A 21,463-nucleotide genomic window follows, 5' to 3' on the forward strand; every position below is an offset into this window, starting at 1 on the left:
TGCTCGGCCCTGGCGAACCTACGCCGAGCCGTCGCCGTCGGTGTCTGACGCGTCACGCCGCTCCTCTGTGCGCTCGTCGAGGTCGCTCAGCAGCGAGCGCAGCTCGGAGCGCAGGAAGTCACGGGTCGCGACCTCGCCCACCGCCATCCGCAGCGACGCGACCTCGCGGGCGAGGAACTCCATGTCGGCGTGCGCCCGGGCGTCCGCCTGCCGGTCCTGCTCGGCGATCACCCGGTCGCGCGCCTCCTGACGGTTCTGGGCGAGCAGGATCAGCGGCGCGGCGTACGACGCCTGCAGGCTCAGCGCGAGCGTCAGGAAGATGAAGGGGAACTCGTCGAAGCGCAGGTGCTGCGGCGCCAGGACGTTCCAGGCCATCCAGACGACGACGAACAGCGTCATGTAGAGCAGGAACGTCGCGGTGCCCATGAACCGTGCGAACTGCTCGGCGAAGCGGCCGAAGCGGTCGGTGTCGTAGCTCGGGCGCTTGACCAGGGGGCGGCGGACCTCGCGGGGGGTGTCGAGGCGACCCGGCCGGGCGCTGCGATCAGCCACGGCGCACCGCCTGGTCGCGCCAGTTCTCCGGCAGCATGTGGTCGAGCAGGTCGTCGACGGTGACCGCGCCGATGAGGTGGCCGTTCTCGTCGATCACCGGCGCCGCGACCAGGTTGTACGTCGCCAGGTGGGCCGCGACCTCGTCGATCGTCGCCTCCGGGCGCAGGGTCTGCATCGACTCGTCGAGCGCGCCGGCGACCAGGGTCGAGGGCGGCTCGCGCAGCAGCCGCTGGATGTGCGCGACCCCCAGGAAGCGACCGGTCGGCGTCTCGAGCGGCTGACGACAGACGTAGACCAGTGCGGCCAGGGCGGGGGTGAGGTCGGGGTTGCGCACGTGGGCGAGTGCGTCGGCGACGGTCGCGTCGGGGCCGAGGATCACCGGCTCGGAGGTCATCATCGCGCCGGCGGTGTTGTCGACGTAGGCCATCAGGCGACGCACGTCCTCGGCGTCGTCGGGCTCCATCAGCTCGAGCAGCTGCTCCGCGGTCTCGGGCGGCAGCTCGGCGATGAGGTCGGCGGCGTCGTCGGGGTCCATCTCCTCGAGGACGTCGGCGGCGCGCTCGCCCTCGAGCTGACCCAGGATCTCGACCTGGTCCTCCTCGGGCAGCTCCTCGAGGACGTCGGCGAGGCGCTCGTCGGTGAGCGCGGCGACGACCGCGGCGCGGCGCGACATCGGCAGGTCGTGGATCACGGACGCGGCGTCGGCGGCGCGCAGCTCGTTGAGGGCGTGGATCAGCTGGGTGGCGCCCTGGCTCGGCTCGGGCCGGGTCAGCCCCGACACCTCGCCCCACTCGACGACGTGGGTCTGGCCGCGGCGCCGCAGCGCCTTGGCCGGCTCCTGGACGGCGATGCGCGAGAGCACCCAGTCGCGGTTGCGCGCCTGCTCCATCGCGACGTCGTAGATGGTGCCCACGGTGCCGCTGGCCCCGCCGCGGGTGACGGTGACCTGGCGGTCGAGCAGCTCGCCCATCACCAGCGTCTCGGTCGAGCGCTGCTCGAAGCGGCGCATGTTGAGCAGGCCGGTCGTGTAGACCTGCCCGGCGTCGATGTTGGTCACCCGGGTCATCGGCACGAAGATCCGACGGCGGCCGAAGACCTCCGCCACCAGGCCCAGCACGCGCGGCGGACTCGACTCCGACCGGATCGCCACCACGAGGTCGCGCACCTTGCCGACCTGGTCCCCCTGGGGGTCGAAGATCGGCAGGCCGACCAGGCGGGCGGCGTACACGCGGGAGGGGGCCGTGCTCACGACCAGCACGCTACCGGGGCCCGCACCCGGTCGGCGTCGCGACGACCGGACAGACGCGGGTGCCCGCGGTAAACTCCAGCGAGGCCGGGACGGGACCGGCCACCACGTCGGGGAGGTCGTCAACGGTGTCGAAGCACGCGTCGACCTCGCCGCCCCGCGGCCCCCGGGCCGCGCGACTGGCCCGGCTCAAGGTCGTCGCCTCCGTGGTCGTCGTCGTGGCGTTCGTGACCCTCTTCGTCGGCGGCGCCGTCGGCCTGATCGGCAAGCCCGACGCGATCGAGGCCGACCTCTCGGGTCTCGACTCGCCGCCGCCCTCGGTGCTGGACGAGAACACCCCCGGCGCCGGCGACGTGGGCGACCGCCTCCCGAGCTCGGAGGAGCCGGCCGCGGAGCCGACCCCGACCGCCCCCGCGACCCCCGTCGTCTCGGACGTCCCGCCGCAGCAGGTCGTCGGCGCCAAGCGGCTCAAGCGCTCGGTGGAGTGGCTGCGCCGCGGGCTCGCCGACGAGACGACGTTCCGCGTCGCGACGTTCAACGTGCTCGGCGCCTCCCACACCGCCTCCGGCGGCAACCGCAAGGGCTGGGCGTCGGGGGACACCCGGATGGGCTGGGCCTGGTCGATGATCGCCGGCTCCGGAGCCTCGGTCGTCGGCTTCCAGGAGCTGGAGGACCCGCAGTACGACCGGATGCTCAGCCTGTCGGGCTGGCAGGCCTACCCCGGCCGCACCCTCGACCGCGGCTCGATCCGCAACTCGCTCGCCTGGGACCCCGACGTGTGGAGCCTCGTCGAGGCCCGCAGCATCGGCATCCCCTACTTCGGCGGCCAGATCATCCGCCGTCCCGTCGTCCGCCTCGAGAACATCGAGTCCGGGCGCGAGGTGTGGTTCTTCAACACCCACAACCCGGCCACCACGCCGCGGTGGGGCAACAACGCGCGCTGGCGCGCCGCGGCCATCTCGCTCGAGATCCAGCTCGCCAACGAGCTCGGCGCCGACGGCACCCCGGTGGTCTTCACCGGCGACTTCAACGACCGGGCCGAGGCGCTCTGCCCCCTGGTCGGCGGCACCGACCTCGCGGCAGCCAACGGCGGCTCTGCGGACGGCGGCTGCGCGCCCCCGGCGCGGATGGACGTCGACTGGGTCTTCGGCTCCGGCATCGAGTGGTCCGACTTCGCCTCGGTCAGCAGCGGCGTCGTGGGCCGCGTCAGCGACCACCCCTACGTCTCCGCGACGGCGTACATCCCCGAGGAGCCGATCCCCGGCACCACGTCCACGCCCTCGGACGACGCGACGGCCTCCGAGGACGCCACCACCGACTGACCCGACGCCATCGGTGGTTGAGGAAGGACGAAATCCTGTCTCGAAACCACCAGCGTCGAGCGAGGGTGGTATCGAGACGGCGCTGGCGCGCCTCCTCAACCAGCGGTGGCGACGGTCGCCGCCTGCTCCGGTGGTTGAGGAAGGACGAAGTCCTGTCTCGAAAACACCAGCGTCGAGCGAGGGTGGTTTCGAGACGGCGCTGGCGCGCCTCCTCAACCAGCGGTGGCGACGGTCGCTGCGCGACCTCCACCAGCGGTGGCGACGGTCACCGCCTGCTCCGGTGGTTGAGGAAGGACGAAGTCCTGTCTCGAAACCACCAGCGGCACCGAGGGGCTAAGGGCGAGCGGCGGGTGCGCTCGTCGGCGCGACGGTGAGCGTCGTGGTGACGGTGGGGGACGGCGGGCAGGGGTTGGCCGGAGCCGGCGTCGGGGGGACGGGCGTCGAGGTGGGCGTCCCGGTCACGGTGACCGTGGCGGTGGGGGTCACCGGGGTGCAGGGCGGCGGCAGGATCGGCGTGGTCCACGCGGCGATGCGCGGGGCCTTGCGCTTGGTGAACTTCAGCGTGCCGGCGAACATCGAGCGCCGCGCGTCGTACGTCGAGGTGCGGTCGTAGTTCACGCCCGCGGGGCAGTTGCCGATGCTCGGGCAGGTCCAGGCGTGCAGGAAGAGCATCAGCTCGTTGTTCGGTCCGCGGCCGAGGTCGGCGCCGCCGGGCCCGCACAGGCCGGTCTTGGCCTGGTTGAGCATCACCTGGCGCTTCGACCTCGACCAGTCGGTGATCTTGACCGAGCGGCGCGAGGTGGTGATGTAGGAGCAGTCGCCGAAGTAGCCCTCGGAGGTGATGAGCACGTAGGTGCGGCCCCTGCGGACCATCGTGGGGTTCTCGATCACGTCGTCGTTGCTGCGGACCATCTCGGTGCTGCGCACCGGGTTGCCCTCGGCGCGGCCGCTGGCGGGCAGCGCCACGATGCGGATCGAGGAGGGGATGCTCTGGGTGCGGTACATGAGGTACTGCTGGCCGCCGCGGTCCTTGAAGTACTCCGGGTCGATGACGCCGTTCTTGGGCATGCCCTTGCCGCGCCGCTTGATCTTGTCGTACGCCGCGGGCGCGGCGGCGCCCTTGGGACAGACCACCGGACGCTCGTCGGGGACGAACGTCGCCGTCGGGTCGGTCGCGGTGGCCACGCCGATGCAGCGGCCGTCCAGTCCGAGCCCCGCGACCTCGGCGGAGAAGTAGAGCAGCCAGGTGCCGCCGACCTGGACCAGGTCGGAGGCCCAGATGCGACCGCTGATCGCCCACGAGGGGAGCGCGGTCAGCGCGGAGGGGATGTTGGTCCAGGGCCCGCCGGGGGAGGGGGCCACGGCGCGCGGCGCAGCCGGGCCGGTCGAGACGGCGAGCCAGCCGCCGGGGTAGCGCACGACCGTGGGGTCGGCGGCGCCGCGGTAGGACAGCACGGGCTGGGCGCCGAACGTCTTGCCCGCCTTCGCGCCCTGGCCCGCGGTCTGCGCGGCGGTCTGGACCGCGCGCCAGGTCTGCTGGGTCTCGCGCTGGGCGCCGGCGTAGCGCCCCGCGGGCTGCGACGTCCACGCCCCGTCGCGCCCCGGTGCCGCCGATCCGCTCTGGGCGGCGAGCAGCGTCCCCACGAGGGCGAGCGCCAGCGCGGCGAGCGAGACGACGCTCGTGCGGCGGGCCTGCGTGCGGCCGGAGGTACGGCGGGACGTGTGGACCTTGGAGCGGACCTGAGACATGTGCACCCGTGTCAGTGGTCGGACGGTGGTCGGTGAGGCAGAACCTCACCATGCAGACGCAGCCCGGGAGAAATCGGTTGGGACCGATCCGCGTAGAGTCCCCGCGTGGAACCAGGCGGACTCGTGAGCAGGGTGGTCGACCGTGCCCGCCGCCGGGTCGGAGACGCCGGAGCGGCCGGCGCCGCGGTCCGGGACGTCCGGGTCGACGACGAGGGCATCACCGCCACCGCGTCCGAGGAGGCGGTGCTCGACCTCCTCGTCGACGAGCGCCGCATCTTCTCCTTCTGGCTGCACCGTGACGGCGAGCAGCGCGGCCGGGACTGGCACGTGGGGTGGCCTCGCACGCTGCAGGAGTTCCTGGTCGGCACCGGCCGGGTCACGGTCGCGGTGCACGAGAGCGGTGAGCGGGTCTTCGACGAGACGGTGCGACTCGGTGGTGGCGACCAGCCGCTCGCGATCGTCCACCCGCGCACGGGCCAGCCGCTCAGCCTCGACAAGTCGTGGCGCCGGGTCGTCACCTTCGACACCCGCTCCGAGCACAACATCGCGCCGCTCATGGACGCCGTCCAGGTCGTCATCGACGCGCTGCGCGAGGCCGGCATCGAGGCGTTCCTGGCCTACGGCACGCTGCTCGGCGCGGTGCGCGAGGGCCGGCTGATCGGTCACGACAGCGACGCCGACCTCGGCTACGTCAGCGAGCTGAGCCACCCCGTCGACGTCATCCGGGAGTCGTTCCGGGTGCAGCGCGCGCTCATCGACCTCGGCTACCGCATCACCCGCTACTCCGCGCTCGCCTTCAAGGTCGACGTCGAGGAGGGCGACGGAGTGGTGCGTGGCCTCGACGTCTTCGGTGGCTTCCTCATGGACGGCCACCTGCACCTGATGGGGGAGGTGCGCGAGCCGTTCGAGCGCTCGTGGATCTTCCCGCTCGGCACGACCACCCTGGAGGGCCGCACCTTCCCGGCGCCGGCCGACCCGGACCGCCTCCTGTCGGCGATGTACGGCGCGCAGTGGCGCACGCCCGACCCGGCGTTCCACTTCTCGACGCCCCCCTCGACCTACCGTCGGCTCAACGGCTGGTTCCGCGGCCTGCGCGTCGGCCGGGCCCGATGGGACCGGATCTACTCCCGCGTCCTCAAGGGCGTGCCCGACCCCTCGCCGTTCGTGCGGTGGGTCGCGGAGCGCGAGCCCGACGTGGCGAGCTTCGTCGACGTGGGCTGCGGTCGCGGCGCCGACGTGCTGGAGATGGCCGCGCGCGGGGTGCCCTCGCTCGGTCTCGACTTCCAGCCGCGCTCCTACGCCCGCGCCGAGGCGCGGGCCCAGGAGCAGGGACTCGCCGGCGCTCGGTTCCAGACCCTCAACCTGCTCGAGGTGCGCCAGCTGCTCGTGATCGGCGCGCAGCTCGCGCGGCTGCCCGGGCCGCGGGTGGTCCTCGCCCGGCACCTCGTCGACACCCTGAAGCGCCCGGCCCGCACTCGGCTGTGGCGCCTGGCCCGGATGGCCACCGTCGGGCCCGCGGGTGCGCCGGCCGGCCGGTTCTACGTCGAGTTCCTCGCCAAGGCCGGCGAGGACGGCTACGCCGGGCGACACCGCGTACGCCGCCGGCGGGCTGCCATGATCGTCAAGGAGATCGAGGCCGCCGGGGGCACCGTGGTGCACCGGGAGGACGTCGAGGTCTCGCAGTCACCGGACGCCTCGCGGCTGTGCCGGCTCGTCGTGGAGTGGAGGCAGTGATGGCTGAGCTGGGTGGCAAGGACCCCCGGGCGCTCGTGCGTCGGGTGCGCGAGGTGCGCGCCGACATGCGGGAGGTGCGCGAGCTGCGCGAGCGGGTGCAGCGCCTCGAGGCCGAGGTGCAGGAGTGCCGCGCGCTCAACGTCCGCCTCGCCGAGCTGACCGACGTCGTCACGGAGCTGCTGCTGCCGGTCGCCTCGCGCGACGAGGAGAGGCTGGCCGCGCTCCTGGAGCGCTACCGCACGAGCGTCTGAGACCGGTCCGCTCGTGGCCTCGACGGTCTATCTCCACATCGGCCTGCCCAAGACCGGCACGACCTATCTCCAGTCGGTGCTGTGGGGCGCTCGCGACCAGCTCGCGCGCGACGGCTACCTCCTGCCCGGCTCCGGCCACCGTGAGCACCTGTGGGCCGCGCTCGACCTGCAGGAGCGTCGCAACCTCGCCCGGCGCCACCCCGACGCGCCCGGCACCCTGGAGCGGCTGCTCGCGGAGGTCGAGCGCCACCGCGGCCCCGCGATCATCACCCACGAGTTCTTCTGCGGCGCTCGTCGCGCCCAGGTCGACCGACTGCTGGAGCGGCTCGCTCCTGCGCAGGTGCACGTCGTCGTCACCGCGCGCGACGCGCTCGGCATGCTCACCGCCGGGTGGGCGGAGTACGTCAAGAACGGCGGCACGACCCCGCTCTCGGAGATGGGCGGCGAGGCCACCGACGGCCAGGCCGAGTTCGGGTGGCGCACCTGGGACCTCGCCGGCGTGCTGCGCCGCTGGGGCAGGCAGCTGCCGCCCGAGCAGGTGCACGTCGTGCCGATGCCGGGCCGCGGCGCCCCGCGCGACCAGCACTGGCGCAACGTCGCCACGGTGCTCGGCCTCGACCCCGCCCGCTACGACGCGCCGGAAGAGGCCCGCAACCCCGCCCTCGGGGTGACCCAGGTCGAGCTGCTGCGCCGCATCAACCCCCACCTCACGGGCGAGGGTGGCGGGTTCCGCCGACCGGTCGACCGGGGCACGTGGATCCGCGGCTACCTCGCGGAGCGCCACCTGGTGGGCCAGGGCGGCGAGCGCCTCGGCGCCGGCCCTGAGCAGGTGGCCGAGTGCCGCGAGCGCGCGGAGAAGGCCGTGGCGATGATCCGGCGCCGCGGGTTCCACGTGCAGGGTGAGGTGGAGAGTCTCCTCGTACCCCACGACCTCCCGGTCCGTCAACGACCTCACGACGTGTCGGATGCGGAACTGCTCGGTTCCGCGTCTATGCTCGTCGCTGGTCTGCTCGAGGACGTGCGACGACTCAGTCGTGACGCCCCCGACCTGATCGAGGGTGCGTAGCCTCTTCCCACCACGCACCCCTCGTCTCCTGGAGAGGTTGTCCGTGAAGAAGCTCTCGGCGCTCATGTCCGGTGCGGTCGCCGCCGCCCTGGTGGCCACGATGGGTGCGACCGCGCCGTCGGTCGCCTCGCCCGACCCCGCGACCGCGGCCAACACCGCCCCCGCCGCGGCGTACGCCGCCGCCGACGCGACGGTCGCTCCCGCTGCGGTGGCGGGCAAGAAGCGCCGCTACAAGGCACCGACCGGCCCGTACTTCAACAACCCGCGCGGCAGCCTGGCCAAGAAGACCGCCATCGAGCGCAAGATCCTCGAGGTCCTGCGTCACGTGCCGAAGGGCGAGACCGCGCGCATCGCGCTCTACTCCTTCGACCGCATCCCCGTCGCCAACGCGCTGATCGCGGCGCACAAGCGCGGCGTCAACATCCAGATGCTGCTCAACGACCACCAGGACACCAAGGCCATGAAGATGGTCCGCGGCGCCCTGGGCACCAACCGCAAGGCCAAGAGCTTCATCTACAAGTGCCACTGGGGCTGTCGCAGCGTCGCGGTCGACGACCGCAACCTGCACTCGAAGTTCCTGACCTTCACCAAGTCCGGCAAGTCCGAGGACGTCGTGGTGATCGGGTCGGCGAACTTCATGCGCAACGCCACGCACCACCAGTGGAACGACATGTACTTCTTCAACGGCGACGCCGCGATCTTCGACCAGATCAACGCGACGTTCAAGGACATGAAGAAGGACTACGAGAAGGCTCAGCCGCCGATGTACTACTGCGGCACGCCGGTCAACGGCACCTCGTGCGACGACTCGGTCGACAAGTACACCAACTGGGTCTTCCCCAAGCCGACGAGCCCGAAGAACGACGTCGTGCTCGACATGCTCAACAAGATCCAGTGCCTCACCCCCGACGGCGCAGGCGGCCAGACCCGCACCAAGCTCGACCTGTCGATGCACACCATCCGCGGCAACCGCGGCAACTACCTCTCGGCCGCGATCCGCCAGAAGTTCGCCGAGGGCTGCGACTTCCGGGTCAACTACGGCCTCATCGGCTACCAGGCCAAGCAGATCCTCGGTGCCGCGACGCCGCGCGGTCGCATCCCCCTGCGCTCGACGGGCTTCGACTTCAACACCGAGGACAACTTCGACCTCAACAACGACGGCGACGACGACCTCATCCTCGACCGCTACACGCACCAGAAGTACTTCCTCATCGACGGCACCTACAACGGCAAGCCGGGCACCAAGCTGGTGCTGACGGGGTCGTCGAACTGGGCGAGCCTCGGCACGGCGCAGGACGAGATGTTCTTCACCATCCTGAACAGCCCGGGCACCTACAAGCGCTACCTCAAGAACTACGACTTCATGTGGAAGCCGGGCAACTCGCGCAACGCCTACACCACGACGTACGACAACTTCCGCGTCGCTACCCAGGTGACCGGCGCCGACGGCGTCACCCGCACGGTCTACAAGACCGAGCGCCGCCCCGTGACGATGGTGCTGCCCGACCACCACAAGGCCGGCGGGAAGTACTGGGAAGGCGACTGAGTCTCGGCAGGTGGTTTCGAGACAGTCGCTAGCGCGACTTCCTCAACCACTGGGACCGCCGGTGGTTGAGGAGGGCCGCTAGGCCCGTCTCGAAACCACGTCCGGTGACGTCAGCCCGCCTCGGGGATGTCGGAGTCCTCGGCGGTGATGAGGGTGCCGGCGAACTCGGCGGCGGTGTCGGTGTCGGCGGCCGTCACGACGACGGCGGTCGAGGGCAGGGCCCGGCCGATGCCGGTGGTCGAGCCGTCGTAGGAGCTCCAGGTGCCGAGGCCCGAGCTCTCGAGGTCGACGCTGCCGCTCTCGGTGGCGCCGTCGCCGAGCACCTCGGCGACCAGGGGCGCCAGCTTGCCCGTGCGCTGGGTGAGCACGACCGGGGCGCCGGTGTCGTCGGTGGCCTGCACGACCCAGCCCTGCGCGTCGTACGTCGCGCTGGTGATGCTCCAGCCCGCCGGCAGCGAGGTCGGGATCAGGGCCGGGAACTGCTCGGCCAGGGCGTCCTGGACCCCGGCGACGACCACCGGGTCCATGGTGGGGACGTCGCTGGTGGCCGACTCGGACGGCGTTGCGGACGTGCTCGCGGAGGCGCTCATGGTCGGGCTGGCCGAGGCGCTGGCCGAAGCCGTCGACGAGGCGGTGGGGGAGGCGCCGCCGTCGGTCGCCTCGCCGCCGTCGCCGCCGCAGCCGGCGAGCGCGACCAGCGCCAGGGACGCGACGGCGAGAGTTGCGGATCGTGCACCGAACGGGTGGGGCCTGGAGTCCGTCATGTCTCCATAGTGCCTGCTGTCGACGCAGTCCTGTGAAAACTGTGACTGGAGTGGCTGTTGTGCAACTACCATCTGTCCAGGCAGACTGCTCGCGCGACACGCCGCGGATACTCGGAGGATTCTCATGACGTCGACCACCACGCCCACTCGATCGCCCGGACGTACGCGCCGGGCGCGCGTCTGGAGCGTCGCGGCCCTCACCGTCGCCACGCTCCTGGCGGGCTCGGCGCTCGCCTTCGCGGGCACCGGCGCGGACACCGCGGCGAAGAAGAAGGCCACCGAGGTGGGCCAGACCGGGGCGAGCCCCGTGCCGGTCGTCGACGCGGTCTCCGGCAAGACGAAGTTCCGGGTGGCGTCGTTCAACATCCTCGGCTACGACCACACCGCCCCCGGCGGCACCAAGCGCGGCTACGCCGACGGCGCCAAGCGGATGCGCTGGGCCATCCAGTCGCTGAAGAGCAACGACGTCGACGTGGTCGGCCTGCAGGAGTTCCAGCCCCAGCAGTACGACAAGTGGGTCAAGCGCGCGTCGGGCACCTACGACATCTGGCCCGGCTACACCGACACCGTCGGCTTCCTGCGCAACTCGATCGCCTGGCGCAAGGACATGTTCACCATGGTGTCCAACACCTGGGTGAAGCTGCCCTACTTCAAGGGCGACGTGCTGCGGATGCCGGTCGTGCTGCTGCGCTCCAACGTGACCGGCCAGCAGTTCTACGTCATGAACTTCCAGAACCCCGCCGACGTGCGTGGCAACGCCGCTCAGTGGCGCCTCACCGGCCAGCGCTGGCAGATCGCGCTGGTCAACCAGCTCCGTGCGTCCAACAGCCTGCCGATCTTGTGGGTGGGCGACATGAACGCCAAGGAGCAGGTCTTCTGCCGGGTCACCTCGCAGGCCGGGATGATCGCGGCCAACGGGGGCTACAACGACGGTGCGAGCTGCCAGCCCCCCGGCAAGATGGTCGTCGACTGGATCTTCGGCAGCGGCGTGAAGTTCAAGAAGTACTCCCAGCTGCGCGACCGCAAGATCGCCCGCACCACCGACCACCACCTGATCTCCGCGAAGGTGGTCATGAACCCCTCGACCGCCACCGTGCCGCCGCCGCCGCTGCCCGTCACGACGTGCACCACCACGACGCCGACCGGCACGCCGTACGCGACGACCACTCCGTCGATCACCTACTCGACCCCGACGCCCGCGACCCCGTCGGCGACGCCGACGCCGGTGTCCACGACCTACCCGACGATCACAGTCACCCCGACGTTGGCGCCGACGTCGTCGTGCCTGGTGACGACCCCGCTGCCTGTGATCTTCTCCACGGTCCCACCGAAGTACTGACGGGTAGCCTTGCCGGGACCCAGTCCTGATCCACCCGTGTCCCGGCAAGGAGCCCCGCGACCATGGTTCGACTCTGCGAGACCGACGGCCTGAGCGAAGACCAGACCGAGATCCTCAAGGCCGTGCGCCAGTTCGTCGACGAGCAGATCATCCCGGTCGCGACCGAGCTCGAGCACAAGGACGAGTACCCCCAGGAGATCGTCGACGGGCTCAAGGAGCTCGGCGTCTTCGGGCTCACCATCCCCGAGGAGTACGGCGGTCTCGGCGAGTCGCTGCTGACCTACGCGCTGTGCGTCGAGGAGATCGCGCGCGGCTGGATGAGCGTCTCGGGCGTCATCAACACCCACTTCATCGTGGCCTACATGCTGATGCGCCACGGCACCGAGGAGCAGAAGCAGCGCTACCTGCCGCGGATGGCGACCGGCGAGGTGCGCGGCGCGTTCTCGATGTCCGAGCCGGGTCTCGGCTCCGACGTCGCGGCGATCAAGACCAAGGCCGTCAAGGACGGCGACAAGTATACGATCAACGGCCAGAAGATGTGGCTGACCAACGGTGGGTCGTCCAACCTCGTTGCGGTGCTCGCCCGCACCGACGAGGGCGAGGAGTCGCCGTACAAGTCGATGACGACCTTCCTGGTGGAGAAGCAGGAGGGCTTCGGCGAGACCGCGCCGGGCCTCACCATCCCCGGCAAGATCGACAAGATGGGCTACAAGGGCGTCGACACCACCGAGGCGGTCTTCGAGAACTTCGTGACCACCGAGGACCAGGTGCTCGGCGGCGCCAACGGCCAGGGCTTCTACCAGATGATGGACGGCGTCGAGGTCGGTCGCGTCAACGTCGCGGCCCGCGCCTGCGGCATCGCCAACCGAGCCTTCGAGCTCGCCGTGGCCTACGCCCAGCAGCGCGAGACCTTCGGCAAGCAGATCGCCGACCACCAGGCGATCCTGTTCCGCATCGCCGAGATGGCGACCAAGGTCGAGGTCGCGCACTCGATGATGGTGCGCGCCGCCCGCAAGAAGGACTCGGGCGAGCGCAACGACGTCGAGGCCGGTATGGCCAAGATGGTCGCCTCGGAGTACTGCAACGAGGTCGTGCAGGACTCCTTCCGCATCCACGGCGGCTACGGCTACTCCAAGGAGTACGAGATCGAGCGCCTCTACCGCGAGGCGGCGTTCATGCTCATCGGCGAGGGCACGACCGACATCCAGAAGATGATCATCGGTCGCTCGATGCTCAAGGAGTACAAGCTCCGCTGACCCGCTGCTGACCGGTCGAGGGGTGTCCGAGGGTCTATCGTCGCGCGGGTGGCTCGCTCTCGGACGCTCCTGCTCGCGCTGCCGGCCCTGCTGGTCGCGGGCCTCGCGGCCGCGCCGGGTGAGCCGGCCGCGGCCCACCCGCACCGCCACGGCGAGGTCCACCGCGTCACGGGCGTGACGTGGACCTACCAGACAGACACCGCGCCCCAGGTCGCGGGCGGGAGCACCGCGACGGCCGACGTGACCCTCGTCGGGGGCCGTCCGACGACGTTCCGGGTCGCCGTCACCGGTGGCACCCTGCGGACGCTGCCGCGGGAGTGCGTCCCGAGCACAGTCGTGCGCCGCCACTCCTTCCTCGACGACGACCGGGTCGGCCTGCGCTGTGAGGTCGCGTCCCGCGACCCCGTCGCCGTACGGGTCGAGGTGCGCGCCGACGCCGGGGCGTCCGCGCTCGCGCTGACGGTCTCGGAGAGCGGCACCGCGGTCTCGGCGCCCTCACGACCGGTCACGGCCGGCGCGCCCGGCACGCCCCGCACCCTGCGCCTCGTCTCGAGCCCCGACTTCCTCAACGCCGACGTCGCCGACCTGCGCCGCGGCCCGGGCTCGTGGACGCCGCAGCGCTCGACCAACGGCATCAACGCGGCCTACCGCCGTGCGCTCGACACCGTGCTAGACGACTGGCAGGCCAAGGACCCCGCCGGCGTGCTCGTCGCCGGCGACCTGGTCAACGGCCGCTGGGGTCGCGACCCGCGCCACACCGGCACCTTCGGCCCGGTCGGCACGGCCGCGCAGCGCGCGGAGGCGACCCGGCGCGCGGCCGCGACGTACTACCCGCAGTATCTCCAGCGCTTCACCGACCACGACCTCGAGCTCTACGCCGCCCCCGGCGACCACGAGTACGGCGACAACCCGTGGACGGTATCGAAGCGGCGCCTCGCGCCGGTGTTCCAGCAGGCCTTCGCCCGCTACCTCACCCGGGACGGGGCGAAGGCGCGCTTCCCCGACCACCCGAGCGGGCCTCACGCCGGGACGGCGTACGCCTTCCGCCCCTCGCCCGACGTGCAGGTCGTGAGCATCGACCCCTTCGACATCACCCCGGGCCACGCCCGGATCCGCGTCGACCGCGACCAGCTGCGCTGGCTGCGCGGGGTGCTGCGCGAGGCCCGGGCCGACGGGGTGCGCTGGACGATCGTGCAGGGGCACGTGCCGATCCTCGAGCCGGTCCGCGCCCGCGGCTCGAGCGAGCTGCGCTACCCCGGCGGAGCGCAGTCGGCGCTGTGGCGCGTGATGCGGGCCGGCGGGGTCGACCTCTACCTCACCGGCGAGGTGCACGACGTGACGGCCACCGACCGCGACGGGATCGTGCAGCTGGCCCACGGCGGCGCCTTCCAGTTCGGCCTGACGACCTACGCCCTGCTCGACGTGCACGACGACCGGCTCGAGGTCACCCTCGAGGACTACGACGTGCGCACCCGCACGCCGCGCGGGCAGCGAACTCTGTGGGAGACCGTGCGCTCGGGGCTGCGCCCCTCGATCCGGGTCGACCCCACGCCGTTCACCATCGGCACGCTGACGATCGGCGCGGACGGGTCGCTGTCGGAGCGCTCGGGCATCCTCACGCCGTACCGCCCCGGGAGGTAGTCACTCGCGCTCGCGCGCCGTCGGTGCGAGGGTGGGGGCATGGCCAACGACGATCTCAAGGCGAAGATGCGCGCAGCGCTCGACAAGAAGAACGGCAAGGAGAAGGGCGTCCACCAGGACGGTCCCACCCCCGAGAAGGCCCACGGGTCCGAGGTGGTCGGCGCGGGTCCGCGGATGCACCGGCGCAAGGCCGGCGGCTCCTGAGCGAACTGGCGGGCCAGCGCCCGTGATCTTTCCCATGACGTGACCCGCTGCTTTTCGCAGCGGGTCACGGCAGCATGTGGGCCATGCAGTTCGGACGCAGCTACGAGGAGTTCGAGGTCGGCGCGACCTACAAGCACTGGCCGGGCAAGACGGTCACCGAGTACGACGACCACCTGTTCTGCCTGCTCACGATGAACCACCACCCGCTCCACCTCGACACGAACTACGCCGAGGAGACGACGCAGTTCGGCAAGAACGTCGTGGTGGGCAACTACGTCTACTCGATCCTGCTCGGCATGTCGGTCCCCGACATCTCCGGCAAGGCGATCGCCAACCTGGAGATCGAGTCGCTGCGCCACGTGGCGCCGACGTTCCACGGCGACACCCTGTACGGCGAGACGCGGGTGCTCGACAAGTGGGAGTCGAAGAGCAAGGACGACCGCGGCGTCGTCCACGTCGAGACCATCGGCTACAACCAGGACGGCAAGGTCGTCTGCATCTTCCGCCGCAAGGTGATGGTGCCGAAGCAGAGCTACCTCGACGAGCGCGGCGGCGAGCAGCCGGGCCGTCCCGTGCCGCAGCCGGACAAGAACTGGCCGGGTCCCGCCTGACCCAGGCATGAGTCGGTTGCCGCGCGGCAACCGTGTCCCGGTGAGCCCGCAGACCTCGGCACCGCCGCCCGACATCCAGCAGGACCGTCGCTTCCTGGGACAGCCCTGGCCGCTGGCCAGCCTGTTCGGGGTGGAGATGTGGGAGCGGTTCAGCTTCTACGGGATGCAGGGCATCCTCGTCATCTACCTCTACTACTCCGCCGCCGAGGGCGGGCTGGGCATCGACGAGACGACCGCGACCGGCATCGTCGGCGCCTACGGCGGCGCGGTCTACCTCGCCACGATCCTCGGCGCGTGGGTCGCCGACCGGCTGATCGGACCCGAGCGCACCCTGTTCGCCTCGGCGGTCGTCGTCATGGCCGGTCACGTCGCCCTGGCGCTGATCCCGGGACTCGGCGGGGTCGCCGTCGGGCTCGCCCTGATCGCGCTCGGCAGCGGCGGCGTCAAGGCCAACGCCACGTCGCTGGTCGGATCGCTCTACGCCGCCGACGACGAGCGGCGCGACGCCGGCTTCTCGCTGTTCTACATGGGCATCAACCTCGGTGCCTTCGCCGGACCGCTGCTGACCGGGCTGCTGCAGGAGGCGCAGGGGTTCCACTGGGGCTTCGGGCTGGCCGCGGTCGGCATGGCCGCCGGCCTCGCGCAGTACGCCGTGGGTCGGCGGGCGCTGCCGGCCGAGACCCACGTCGTCGCCAACCCCCTGCCGCCCAGCCGGCGCGCGGCGTACGCCGGTGCGCTGGTCGCCGCCGCCGCCCTCGTGGCGGTGCTCGCCCTCACCGGGCTGATGACGGTCGGCAACCTGCCCGACTGGGTGCTGGGCGTCGTGGTCGTCGCCTCCGTCGCCTACTTCACCGTCATCCTGACCTCGGGCGAGCTGAGCGCCGACGAGCGCAGCCGGGTGTGGTCGTTCGTGCCGCTGTTCGTCGTCAACGCGGTCTTCTGGTCGCTCTACCAGCAGCAGTTCACGGTGGTCTCGATCTTCAGCGACCAGCGCCTCGACCGCGACCTGTTCGGCTGGGAGATGCCGGTCTCGTGGGTCAACTCGATCAACCCGGTCTTCGTCATCGTCTTCGCCGGGGTCTTCGCCGCGGTGTGGACCCGCCTCGGCGAGCGGCAGCCGGTGACCCCGGTGAAGTTCGGCCTCGGCACGATCGTCATGGGCATGGCGTTCCTGCTGTTCCTGCTGAGCCCCTCGGGCGAGAACACCTCGCCGCTGCTGCTGCTCGCCTTCATCCTCTTCGTCTTCACGATGGCCGAGCTGCTGATCTCGCCGGTGGGGCTGTCGCTGTCGACCAAGCTCGCGCCGCGGCGCTTCCACACCCAGATGGTGGCGCTCTACTTCCTCTCGGTCGCCTTCGGCACCGCGATGGCCGGCAAGCTCGCGGGCTACTACGACGTCGACCGCGAGACGCCGTACTTCCTGGTGCTGGGGCTCGTCGCCGTCGGGGTCGGCGCCCTCGTGCTGGTCTTCTCCCGACCCGTCACCCGGTTGATGGCGGGGGTGCGCTGACCGGTTGAATGCTCGCGTGACTCCTCCGCGTGTGCTCGTGGCGCCGGTCGTGGCGCTGGTCCTGTCCCTGCTCACAGTCCTGCTGCCGTCCGTGGCCCAGGCCGCTCGTCCCGGTCCGGCCGGGGCCGGGATCGCACTCGACCGCGACGCGAACTACTCCCGCTTCGACGTCGCGACCGACGCAGCGGGCACGGCGTACGTCGGGTGGATCAGCTCGCACCCGGGCGACGACCTGCTCTCGCAGGTGCACGTGTGCGTGCTCCCGCAGGGAGCGACCGGCTGCGCGGGCGGGGTGCAGACGACGGACGCACTCGACCGGGTCACCGCCGAGCAGCTCTTCGTCGTCGCGGGGGCCGACGGCGCGACCCTCGTGTGGCACCACCTCGCCGGCGACTCGCTGACCGGCGACCCGATGCAGGACCGGATCGCGGCGGCGCAGGTCGTGGGTGGTGTGCTCCGACCGGGCGTGGACGTCGCCCAGGCGCCGACGTCCAGCACGCTGGCGGCGGTGAGCTCCGGCCCGCGGGGCATCGCGGCCGCGGTCGTGTCAGGCCCCGACGACGAGGCCCGCACCGTCTTCTACTACGACACCGTCGCCTCGGCGCCCGTCACCGTGCCCGCGCCGTACTCGGTGGGCGACGTGCAGCTCGCCGACGACGGCACCTCGACCGTCATGGTGGTCAGCGAGTACGCCGCCGTCGGCTCGCCGGTGCGCGCCGCCTGGAAGCCGTCCGGGTCGGGGACGTGGAGCGCGTTCGCGCCGGTCAGCGGCACCACGACCGACCACGGCACCGCGCGGCTGGCCACGAGCGGCCGCGGCATCCGCCTCCTCGCCACCGCGCCCGACCGCAAGCGTGGCGGCGACCAGTCCGTCATCGCCGCCTGGGACCCGAAGCGTCACCGCTTCGGCAAGCCCGTGCCCGCGCTGCCGGGCCAGACCTGCGCCACCGGCGGTCGTGACGTGAGCACCGACGCGAGCGGGCGCGTCTCCTCGGTCGCGATCGGCTGCGACCGCCTCGCCCTCGGCAACCACCAGACGGGCGGGGTCGGCGCCCGCACGGAGTTCGAGGCAGGCCTGACCTCGATCGACACCGACGCCCAGATCGCCACCCTGCCCAGCGGTCGTGGCTGGGTCGTGTGGCTCGCGACCGAGCGCAGCACCCTCGTCGCGCGGCCGATCGTGCTGCCGGCGCTGACCCGGGAGGTCACGCGACGGACCGCGGCCGGCCGCCTCCGCTCGACGGTGCCGGTCTCCTGCGTGCCCGCCGTCGACGTCCCGGTGCGCTCCCGCGCCGTCGCCACCCGGGGCTGGCGGGCGTCGCGAGCGGTCGTGACCCTCGACGGTCGCGTGGTGCGCCGCGCGGTCGTCGACGCCTCCCGGCTCGCGCCGGGCTCGCGCCACGTGCTGCGCGCCCAGACGGTGCTCGCGCGCGGTGGCGAGCGGCGGGCTCTGCGCACGACGACGCCGTTCAGGGTCTGCCCGGCGCCCTGACGCCCTCGCCGAACGTCCGCGCCAGCGGCACGATCGCGAGCACCAGCACCATCGGCACCGCGAACCCGACCCGCAGCGACCCGGCGCCGACGAGGCCGGTGAGGACCGCGCCGAGCAGCCCGCCGACGTAGTTGAACTGGTTGAACCGCGCGATCACGGCGTCGACGCGGGCGGGGTCGCCGCCCGCGATCCGGGCGGCGGCTGAGAAGCTGAGCGGCGCGACGACCGAGACCCCGGCGCCCAGGAGGGCGAACCCCGCGACCGCCACCGGCCAGGTCGGCGCGGCCACCACCACGACGAGGGCGAGCGAGGCGAGGACCGCGCCGGTGCGCAGGACCGGCGTCGCGCCGTACCTCCCCACGAGGCCGTCGCCGGCCAGGCGCAGCACCAGGCTGGCCGTCAGGTAGGGCAGTGTGGCCAGTGCGACGAGCTCGGTCGGGGCGTCGACCGCGCGCTCGAGGTAGGTCGGACCCCAGGTCTGCGCGGCGGTGTCGACCGCGTAGAAGACCACCAGCGCGAGCCCCACGCGCACGATGGGGCGCCACGGCACGGGCACCACCTCGGCGGCGGAGGGTGCCACCACCGCGCGGGGGAGGTACGGCGCGGCGAGGGCCGCGAGCGGCACCGCGGCCAGCACGGCGAGGGTCCACAGCGGCAGGTGGGCGCCGGCCAGGGCGAGCCCGGCGCCGACCAGGCCACCGAAGGTCCAGGCCCCGTGGAACGACGGCAGGATCGGGCGGGCGTAGCGGTGCTCGACCGCGACGGCCTGCATGTTGGAGGTGGCGTCGACGACCCCCAGCCCGACGCCGTACACCGCCAGGCCGGCGACGAAGACGGCGCCGACGGGCGCGGCCGCGACCACCGGCACGGCGAGCGCCACCACGAGCAGGCCGGTGCGCAGGGTGGAGGCGCTGGAGCGGTGCCGGGCCACCACCTCGGCGAGGACCGACCCGACACCGGCCAGCAGCACGATCATGAGCAGCAGGAGCGAGAGCTCGACCTCGCCGAGGTCCCACCGGTCGGCGAACCGCGGCAGTCGCGTCGTCAGACTGATGAAGAGCAGGCCCTGGGTGGCGAAGGTCAGCGCGGTCGCCCGCCGCGCTGCCGAGGCATCGGTGTCGCCATCGGTGTCGCCAGCCGTCAGGGCGTCCTGCATGGCCCGATCGTGCCAGTGACCGCGGGTCCGCGGCCAGGAGATGATGGCCGCCGTCATGGCGCGCACAGGTCAGCAGTTGAGGGTCCGCACGGCACGGGCGATGGCGCAGCAGCGCAGCACCGTCCGCACCACCACCCAGCCGAAGTCGGACTGGGGTGACCGGCTCCGCTACATGTTCGACAACTCGATGACGCGCGGCACGGTCGCCCTCATCGGCTGGCTGACCGCCGCGACGGTGCTGCTGACCGTCGTCTTCGCGGTGATCACCTCCGTGCTGGGCCTGCGCTCGCAGGCTCCGACCGGCGGGGGCTTCCTCAAGGAGACGTTCTACTCCCTGCTGCACGCGCTCGACCCGGGTTACATCGGCGGCGACGTCGGGTCGTGGGGCTTCCTGCTCACGATGCTCGTGCTCACGATCGGTGGCCTGTTCATCGTCAGCGCCCTCATCGGCGTCATCGCCAACGGCATCGACGAGAAGCTCGCCGACCTGCGCCGCGGTCGCTCGATCGTCCTGGAGAGCGACCACACCGTGATCCTCGGGTGGTCCGACTCCATCTTCACGATCGTGCGCGAGCTCTGCCTGGCCAACGAGAGCCGGCACAAGCCGGTGGTCGTCGTGCTCGCCGACCGCGACAAGGTCGAGATGGAGGAGGAGCTCAAGGCCAAGGTGCCCGAGCGGCACGGCACCCGGGTGCTCTGCCGCTCCGGATCGCCCATGGACATCGACGACCTGGCGATCAGCAGCCACGCCAGCGCACGCTCGGTGATCCTGCTGGCCCCCGACAGCGAGGACCCCGACTCCGAGGTCATCAAGACGCTGCTCGCGCTGACCCACGCCGCCCCCGAAGGCCCGCGCATCGTCGCCGAGATCCGCAACCCCACCAACCTCGAGGCCGCCGCGCTGGTCGGCGCCGACCGCACCGTGCTGCTCGACATCCGCGAGACCGTCGCCAAGCTCGTCGTGCAGACCTCGCGCCAGTCGGGCGCCGCGGCGGTCTACACCGAGCTGTTCGACTACGACGGCGACGAGTTCTACTTCCTCGAGGACCACGGGCTCGCCGGCACGACGTACACCGAGGCGCAGCAGGTCTTCGAGGCCGCGACCGTCGTCGGCGTCATGGGCCCCGACGGCACCTCGAAGCTCAACCCGCCGCCGGGCACCCTGCTCGACGCCGGGCAGACCCTGATCATCGTGGCCTCGGACGACTCGGCCCTGGACGGCCAGGCCCGGTCCAGCACCGAACCCGCCCTCAACCGCCTCGGCACCCAGCCCGAGACCGCGCCGGAGCCCACCCGAGCCCTGGTCGTGGGCTGGAACGAGCGCGCCGACATCGTGCTGCGCGAGCTCGACTTCTACGCCCCGCCCGGCTCCTCGCTGACCGTGCTCACCACCCTCGGCGAGCCCGTCGTGCCGGCCCTGCCGCACCTCGACGTCACCGTGGTGAAGGCCTCGACGACCGACCGCGCCACCCTCGAGGCCCACGTCGACGCCGACCTCGACCAGATCATCGTGCTCTGCTACTCCGAGCACCTCGACACGCAGGCGGCCGACGCGCGCACCCTGGTGACCCTGCTCCACGTGCGCGACATCCTGTCCCGCCTCGGTGCCGAGGTCCCGGTCGTCAGCGAGATGCTCGACGACCGCAACCGCGTGCTCGCCTCGGTCGCCGACGTCGACGACGTCGTCGTGAGCGGTGAGATCGTCTCCCTCCTGGTCACCCAGATGTCGGAGGACGCCCGCCTCGAGCCGGTCTTCCGCGAGCTGCTCGGCAACGAGGGCAGCGAGATCTACCTGCGCCCGGCGGCGTGGTACGTCCAGCCCAGCGCCGGTCCCGACGACCCGGTCACCTGGGCGACCGTCGTGGCGGGTGCGGCCCGGCGCGGCGAGACCGCCATCGGCTTCAAGTCCGTCGCGCTCGCGACAGAGGACGAGCGGTTCGGCGTGGTCGTCAACCCGCCCAAGTCCGCGGCGTACGTCGTGGGGCCGGGCGACCGCGTCGTCGTGCTCGCCGAGGACTGAGCCC

18 protein-coding genes are annotated in these 21,463 nt (G+C 71.9%); 13 read left to right on the forward strand and 5 right to left on the reverse strand.

The window, feature by feature from the left end:
* Positions 1-18: 18 nt before the first annotated feature.
* Both GRQ65_RS08650 and GRQ65_RS08655 read right to left on the reverse strand, forming a co-directional pair.
* Positions 19-552: a DUF1003 domain-containing protein gene (locus tag GRQ65_RS08650; RefSeq protein ID WP_160877207.1), complete on the reverse strand. Its 534-nt coding sequence runs from the start codon at positions 550-552 to the stop codon at positions 19-21.
* Positions 545-1,801: a magnesium transporter MgtE N-terminal domain-containing protein gene (locus tag GRQ65_RS08655; protein ID WP_160877209.1), complete on the reverse strand. Its 1,257-nt coding sequence runs from the start codon at positions 1,799-1,801 to the stop codon at positions 545-547. The genes GRQ65_RS08650 and GRQ65_RS08655 overlap by 8 nt, the downstream gene beginning before the upstream one ends.
* A 125-nt stretch (positions 1,802-1,926) precedes the next feature.
* Here GRQ65_RS08655 and GRQ65_RS23930 point away from each other — a divergent pair, with 125 nt between their 5' ends.
* Positions 1,927-3,120 (forward strand): endonuclease/exonuclease/phosphatase family protein, encoded by a 1,194-nt coding sequence (locus GRQ65_RS23930; RefSeq protein WP_160877211.1) that lies wholly within the window; start codon positions 1,927-1,929, stop codon positions 3,118-3,120.
* 333 nt (positions 3,121-3,453) lie between these two features.
* Here GRQ65_RS23930 and GRQ65_RS08665 read toward each other — a convergent pair whose 3' ends face one another.
* Positions 3,454-4,869, reverse strand: a complete 1,416-nt coding sequence (locus GRQ65_RS08665; RefSeq protein ID WP_160877213.1) for a family 43 glycosylhydrolase — start codon at positions 4,867-4,869, stop codon at positions 3,454-3,456.
* Positions 4,870-4,992: 123 nt separating this feature from the next.
* Here GRQ65_RS08665 and GRQ65_RS23935 point away from each other — a divergent pair, with 123 nt between their 5' ends.
* The 4 genes from GRQ65_RS23935 to GRQ65_RS08685 are packed head-to-tail and all read left to right on the forward strand — an operon-like array spanning position 4,993 to position 9,466.
* On the forward strand, positions 4,993-6,603 hold the full coding sequence (locus GRQ65_RS23935) for a LicD family protein (protein WP_160877215.1): 1,611 nt from the start codon (positions 4,993-4,995) through the stop codon (positions 6,601-6,603).
* The gene (locus GRQ65_RS08675; protein ID WP_237447934.1) at positions 6,603-6,854 is read left to right on the forward strand and encodes a DUF6752 domain-containing protein; all 252 of its coding nucleotides are present in this window, start codon (positions 6,603-6,605) and stop codon (positions 6,852-6,854) included. The genes GRQ65_RS23935 and GRQ65_RS08675 overlap by 1 nt, the downstream gene beginning before the upstream one ends.
* Positions 6,855-6,867: 13 nt before the next feature.
* Positions 6,868-7,920, forward strand: a complete 1,053-nt coding sequence (locus GRQ65_RS08680) for a hypothetical protein (protein ID WP_160877217.1) — start codon at positions 6,868-6,870, stop codon at positions 7,918-7,920.
* A gap of 43 nt (positions 7,921-7,963) precedes the next feature.
* Complete coding sequence (locus tag GRQ65_RS08685; protein ID WP_160877219.1) at positions 7,964-9,466, forward strand: phospholipase D-like domain-containing protein; 1,503 nt, start codon at positions 7,964-7,966, stop codon at positions 9,464-9,466.
* Between the two features lie 110 nt (positions 9,467-9,576).
* Here the strand turns inward: GRQ65_RS08685 and GRQ65_RS08690 are convergent, their stop codons facing one another.
* Entirely contained in the window at positions 9,577-10,230 is a 654-nt protein-coding gene (locus tag GRQ65_RS08690) for a DUF4245 family protein (RefSeq protein ID WP_160877221.1), read from the reverse strand.
* Positions 10,231-10,354: 124 nt separating this feature from the next.
* Here GRQ65_RS08690 and GRQ65_RS08695 point away from each other — a divergent pair, with 124 nt between their 5' ends.
* From GRQ65_RS08695 to GRQ65_RS08725, 7 genes are all read left to right on the forward strand, one after another.
* The gene (locus GRQ65_RS08695) at positions 10,355-11,569 is read left to right on the forward strand and encodes an endonuclease/exonuclease/phosphatase family protein (protein WP_160877223.1); all 1,215 of its coding nucleotides are present in this window, start codon (positions 10,355-10,357) and stop codon (positions 11,567-11,569) included.
* Positions 11,570-11,631: 62 nt separating this feature from the next.
* Entirely contained in the window at positions 11,632-12,825 is a 1,194-nt protein-coding gene (locus tag GRQ65_RS08700) for an acyl-CoA dehydrogenase family protein (protein ID WP_160877225.1), read from the forward strand.
* 48 nt (positions 12,826-12,873) lie between these two features.
* On the forward strand, positions 12,874-14,466 hold the full coding sequence (locus tag GRQ65_RS08705) for a metallophosphoesterase (protein ID WP_160877227.1): 1,593 nt from the start codon (positions 12,874-12,876) through the stop codon (positions 14,464-14,466).
* Positions 14,467-14,505: 39 nt separating this feature from the next.
* On the forward strand, positions 14,506-14,670 hold the full coding sequence (locus GRQ65_RS08710) for a DUF5302 domain-containing protein (protein WP_160877229.1): 165 nt from the start codon (positions 14,506-14,508) through the stop codon (positions 14,668-14,670).
* Positions 14,671-14,753: 83 nt separating this feature from the next.
* Complete coding sequence (locus GRQ65_RS08715; RefSeq protein WP_160877231.1) at positions 14,754-15,281, forward strand: MaoC family dehydratase; 528 nt, start codon at positions 14,754-14,756, stop codon at positions 15,279-15,281.
* 40 nt (positions 15,282-15,321) lie between these two features.
* Positions 15,322-16,791: a peptide MFS transporter gene (locus GRQ65_RS08720; RefSeq protein WP_337191579.1), complete on the forward strand. Its 1,470-nt coding sequence runs from the start codon at positions 15,322-15,324 to the stop codon at positions 16,789-16,791.
* A gap of 16 nt (positions 16,792-16,807) precedes the next feature.
* The gene (locus tag GRQ65_RS08725; protein WP_160877235.1) at positions 16,808-18,283 is read left to right on the forward strand and encodes a hypothetical protein; all 1,476 of its coding nucleotides are present in this window, start codon (positions 16,808-16,810) and stop codon (positions 18,281-18,283) included.
* Here the strand turns inward: GRQ65_RS08725 and GRQ65_RS08730 are convergent.
* Positions 18,261-19,439 (reverse strand): MFS transporter, encoded by a 1,179-nt coding sequence (locus GRQ65_RS08730; protein WP_160877237.1) that lies wholly within the window; start codon positions 19,437-19,439, stop codon positions 18,261-18,263. The two genes, GRQ65_RS08725 and GRQ65_RS08730, sit on opposite strands and share 23 nt — an antisense overlap.
* 55 nt (positions 19,440-19,494) lie before the next feature.
* Here GRQ65_RS08730 and GRQ65_RS08735 point away from each other — a divergent pair, with 55 nt between their 5' ends.
* Positions 19,495-21,459, forward strand: a complete 1,965-nt coding sequence (locus GRQ65_RS08735) for a CASTOR/POLLUX-related putative ion channel (RefSeq protein WP_160877239.1) — start codon at positions 19,495-19,497, stop codon at positions 21,457-21,459.
* Positions 21,460-21,463: the final 4 nt, after the last annotated feature.

The sequence above is a fragment of the Nocardioides flavescens genome, from assembly GCF_009823805.1.
In the GTDB taxonomy this organism is placed as follows: Bacteria; Actinomycetota; Actinomycetes; order Propionibacteriales; family Nocardioidaceae; genus Nocardioides; species Nocardioides flavescens.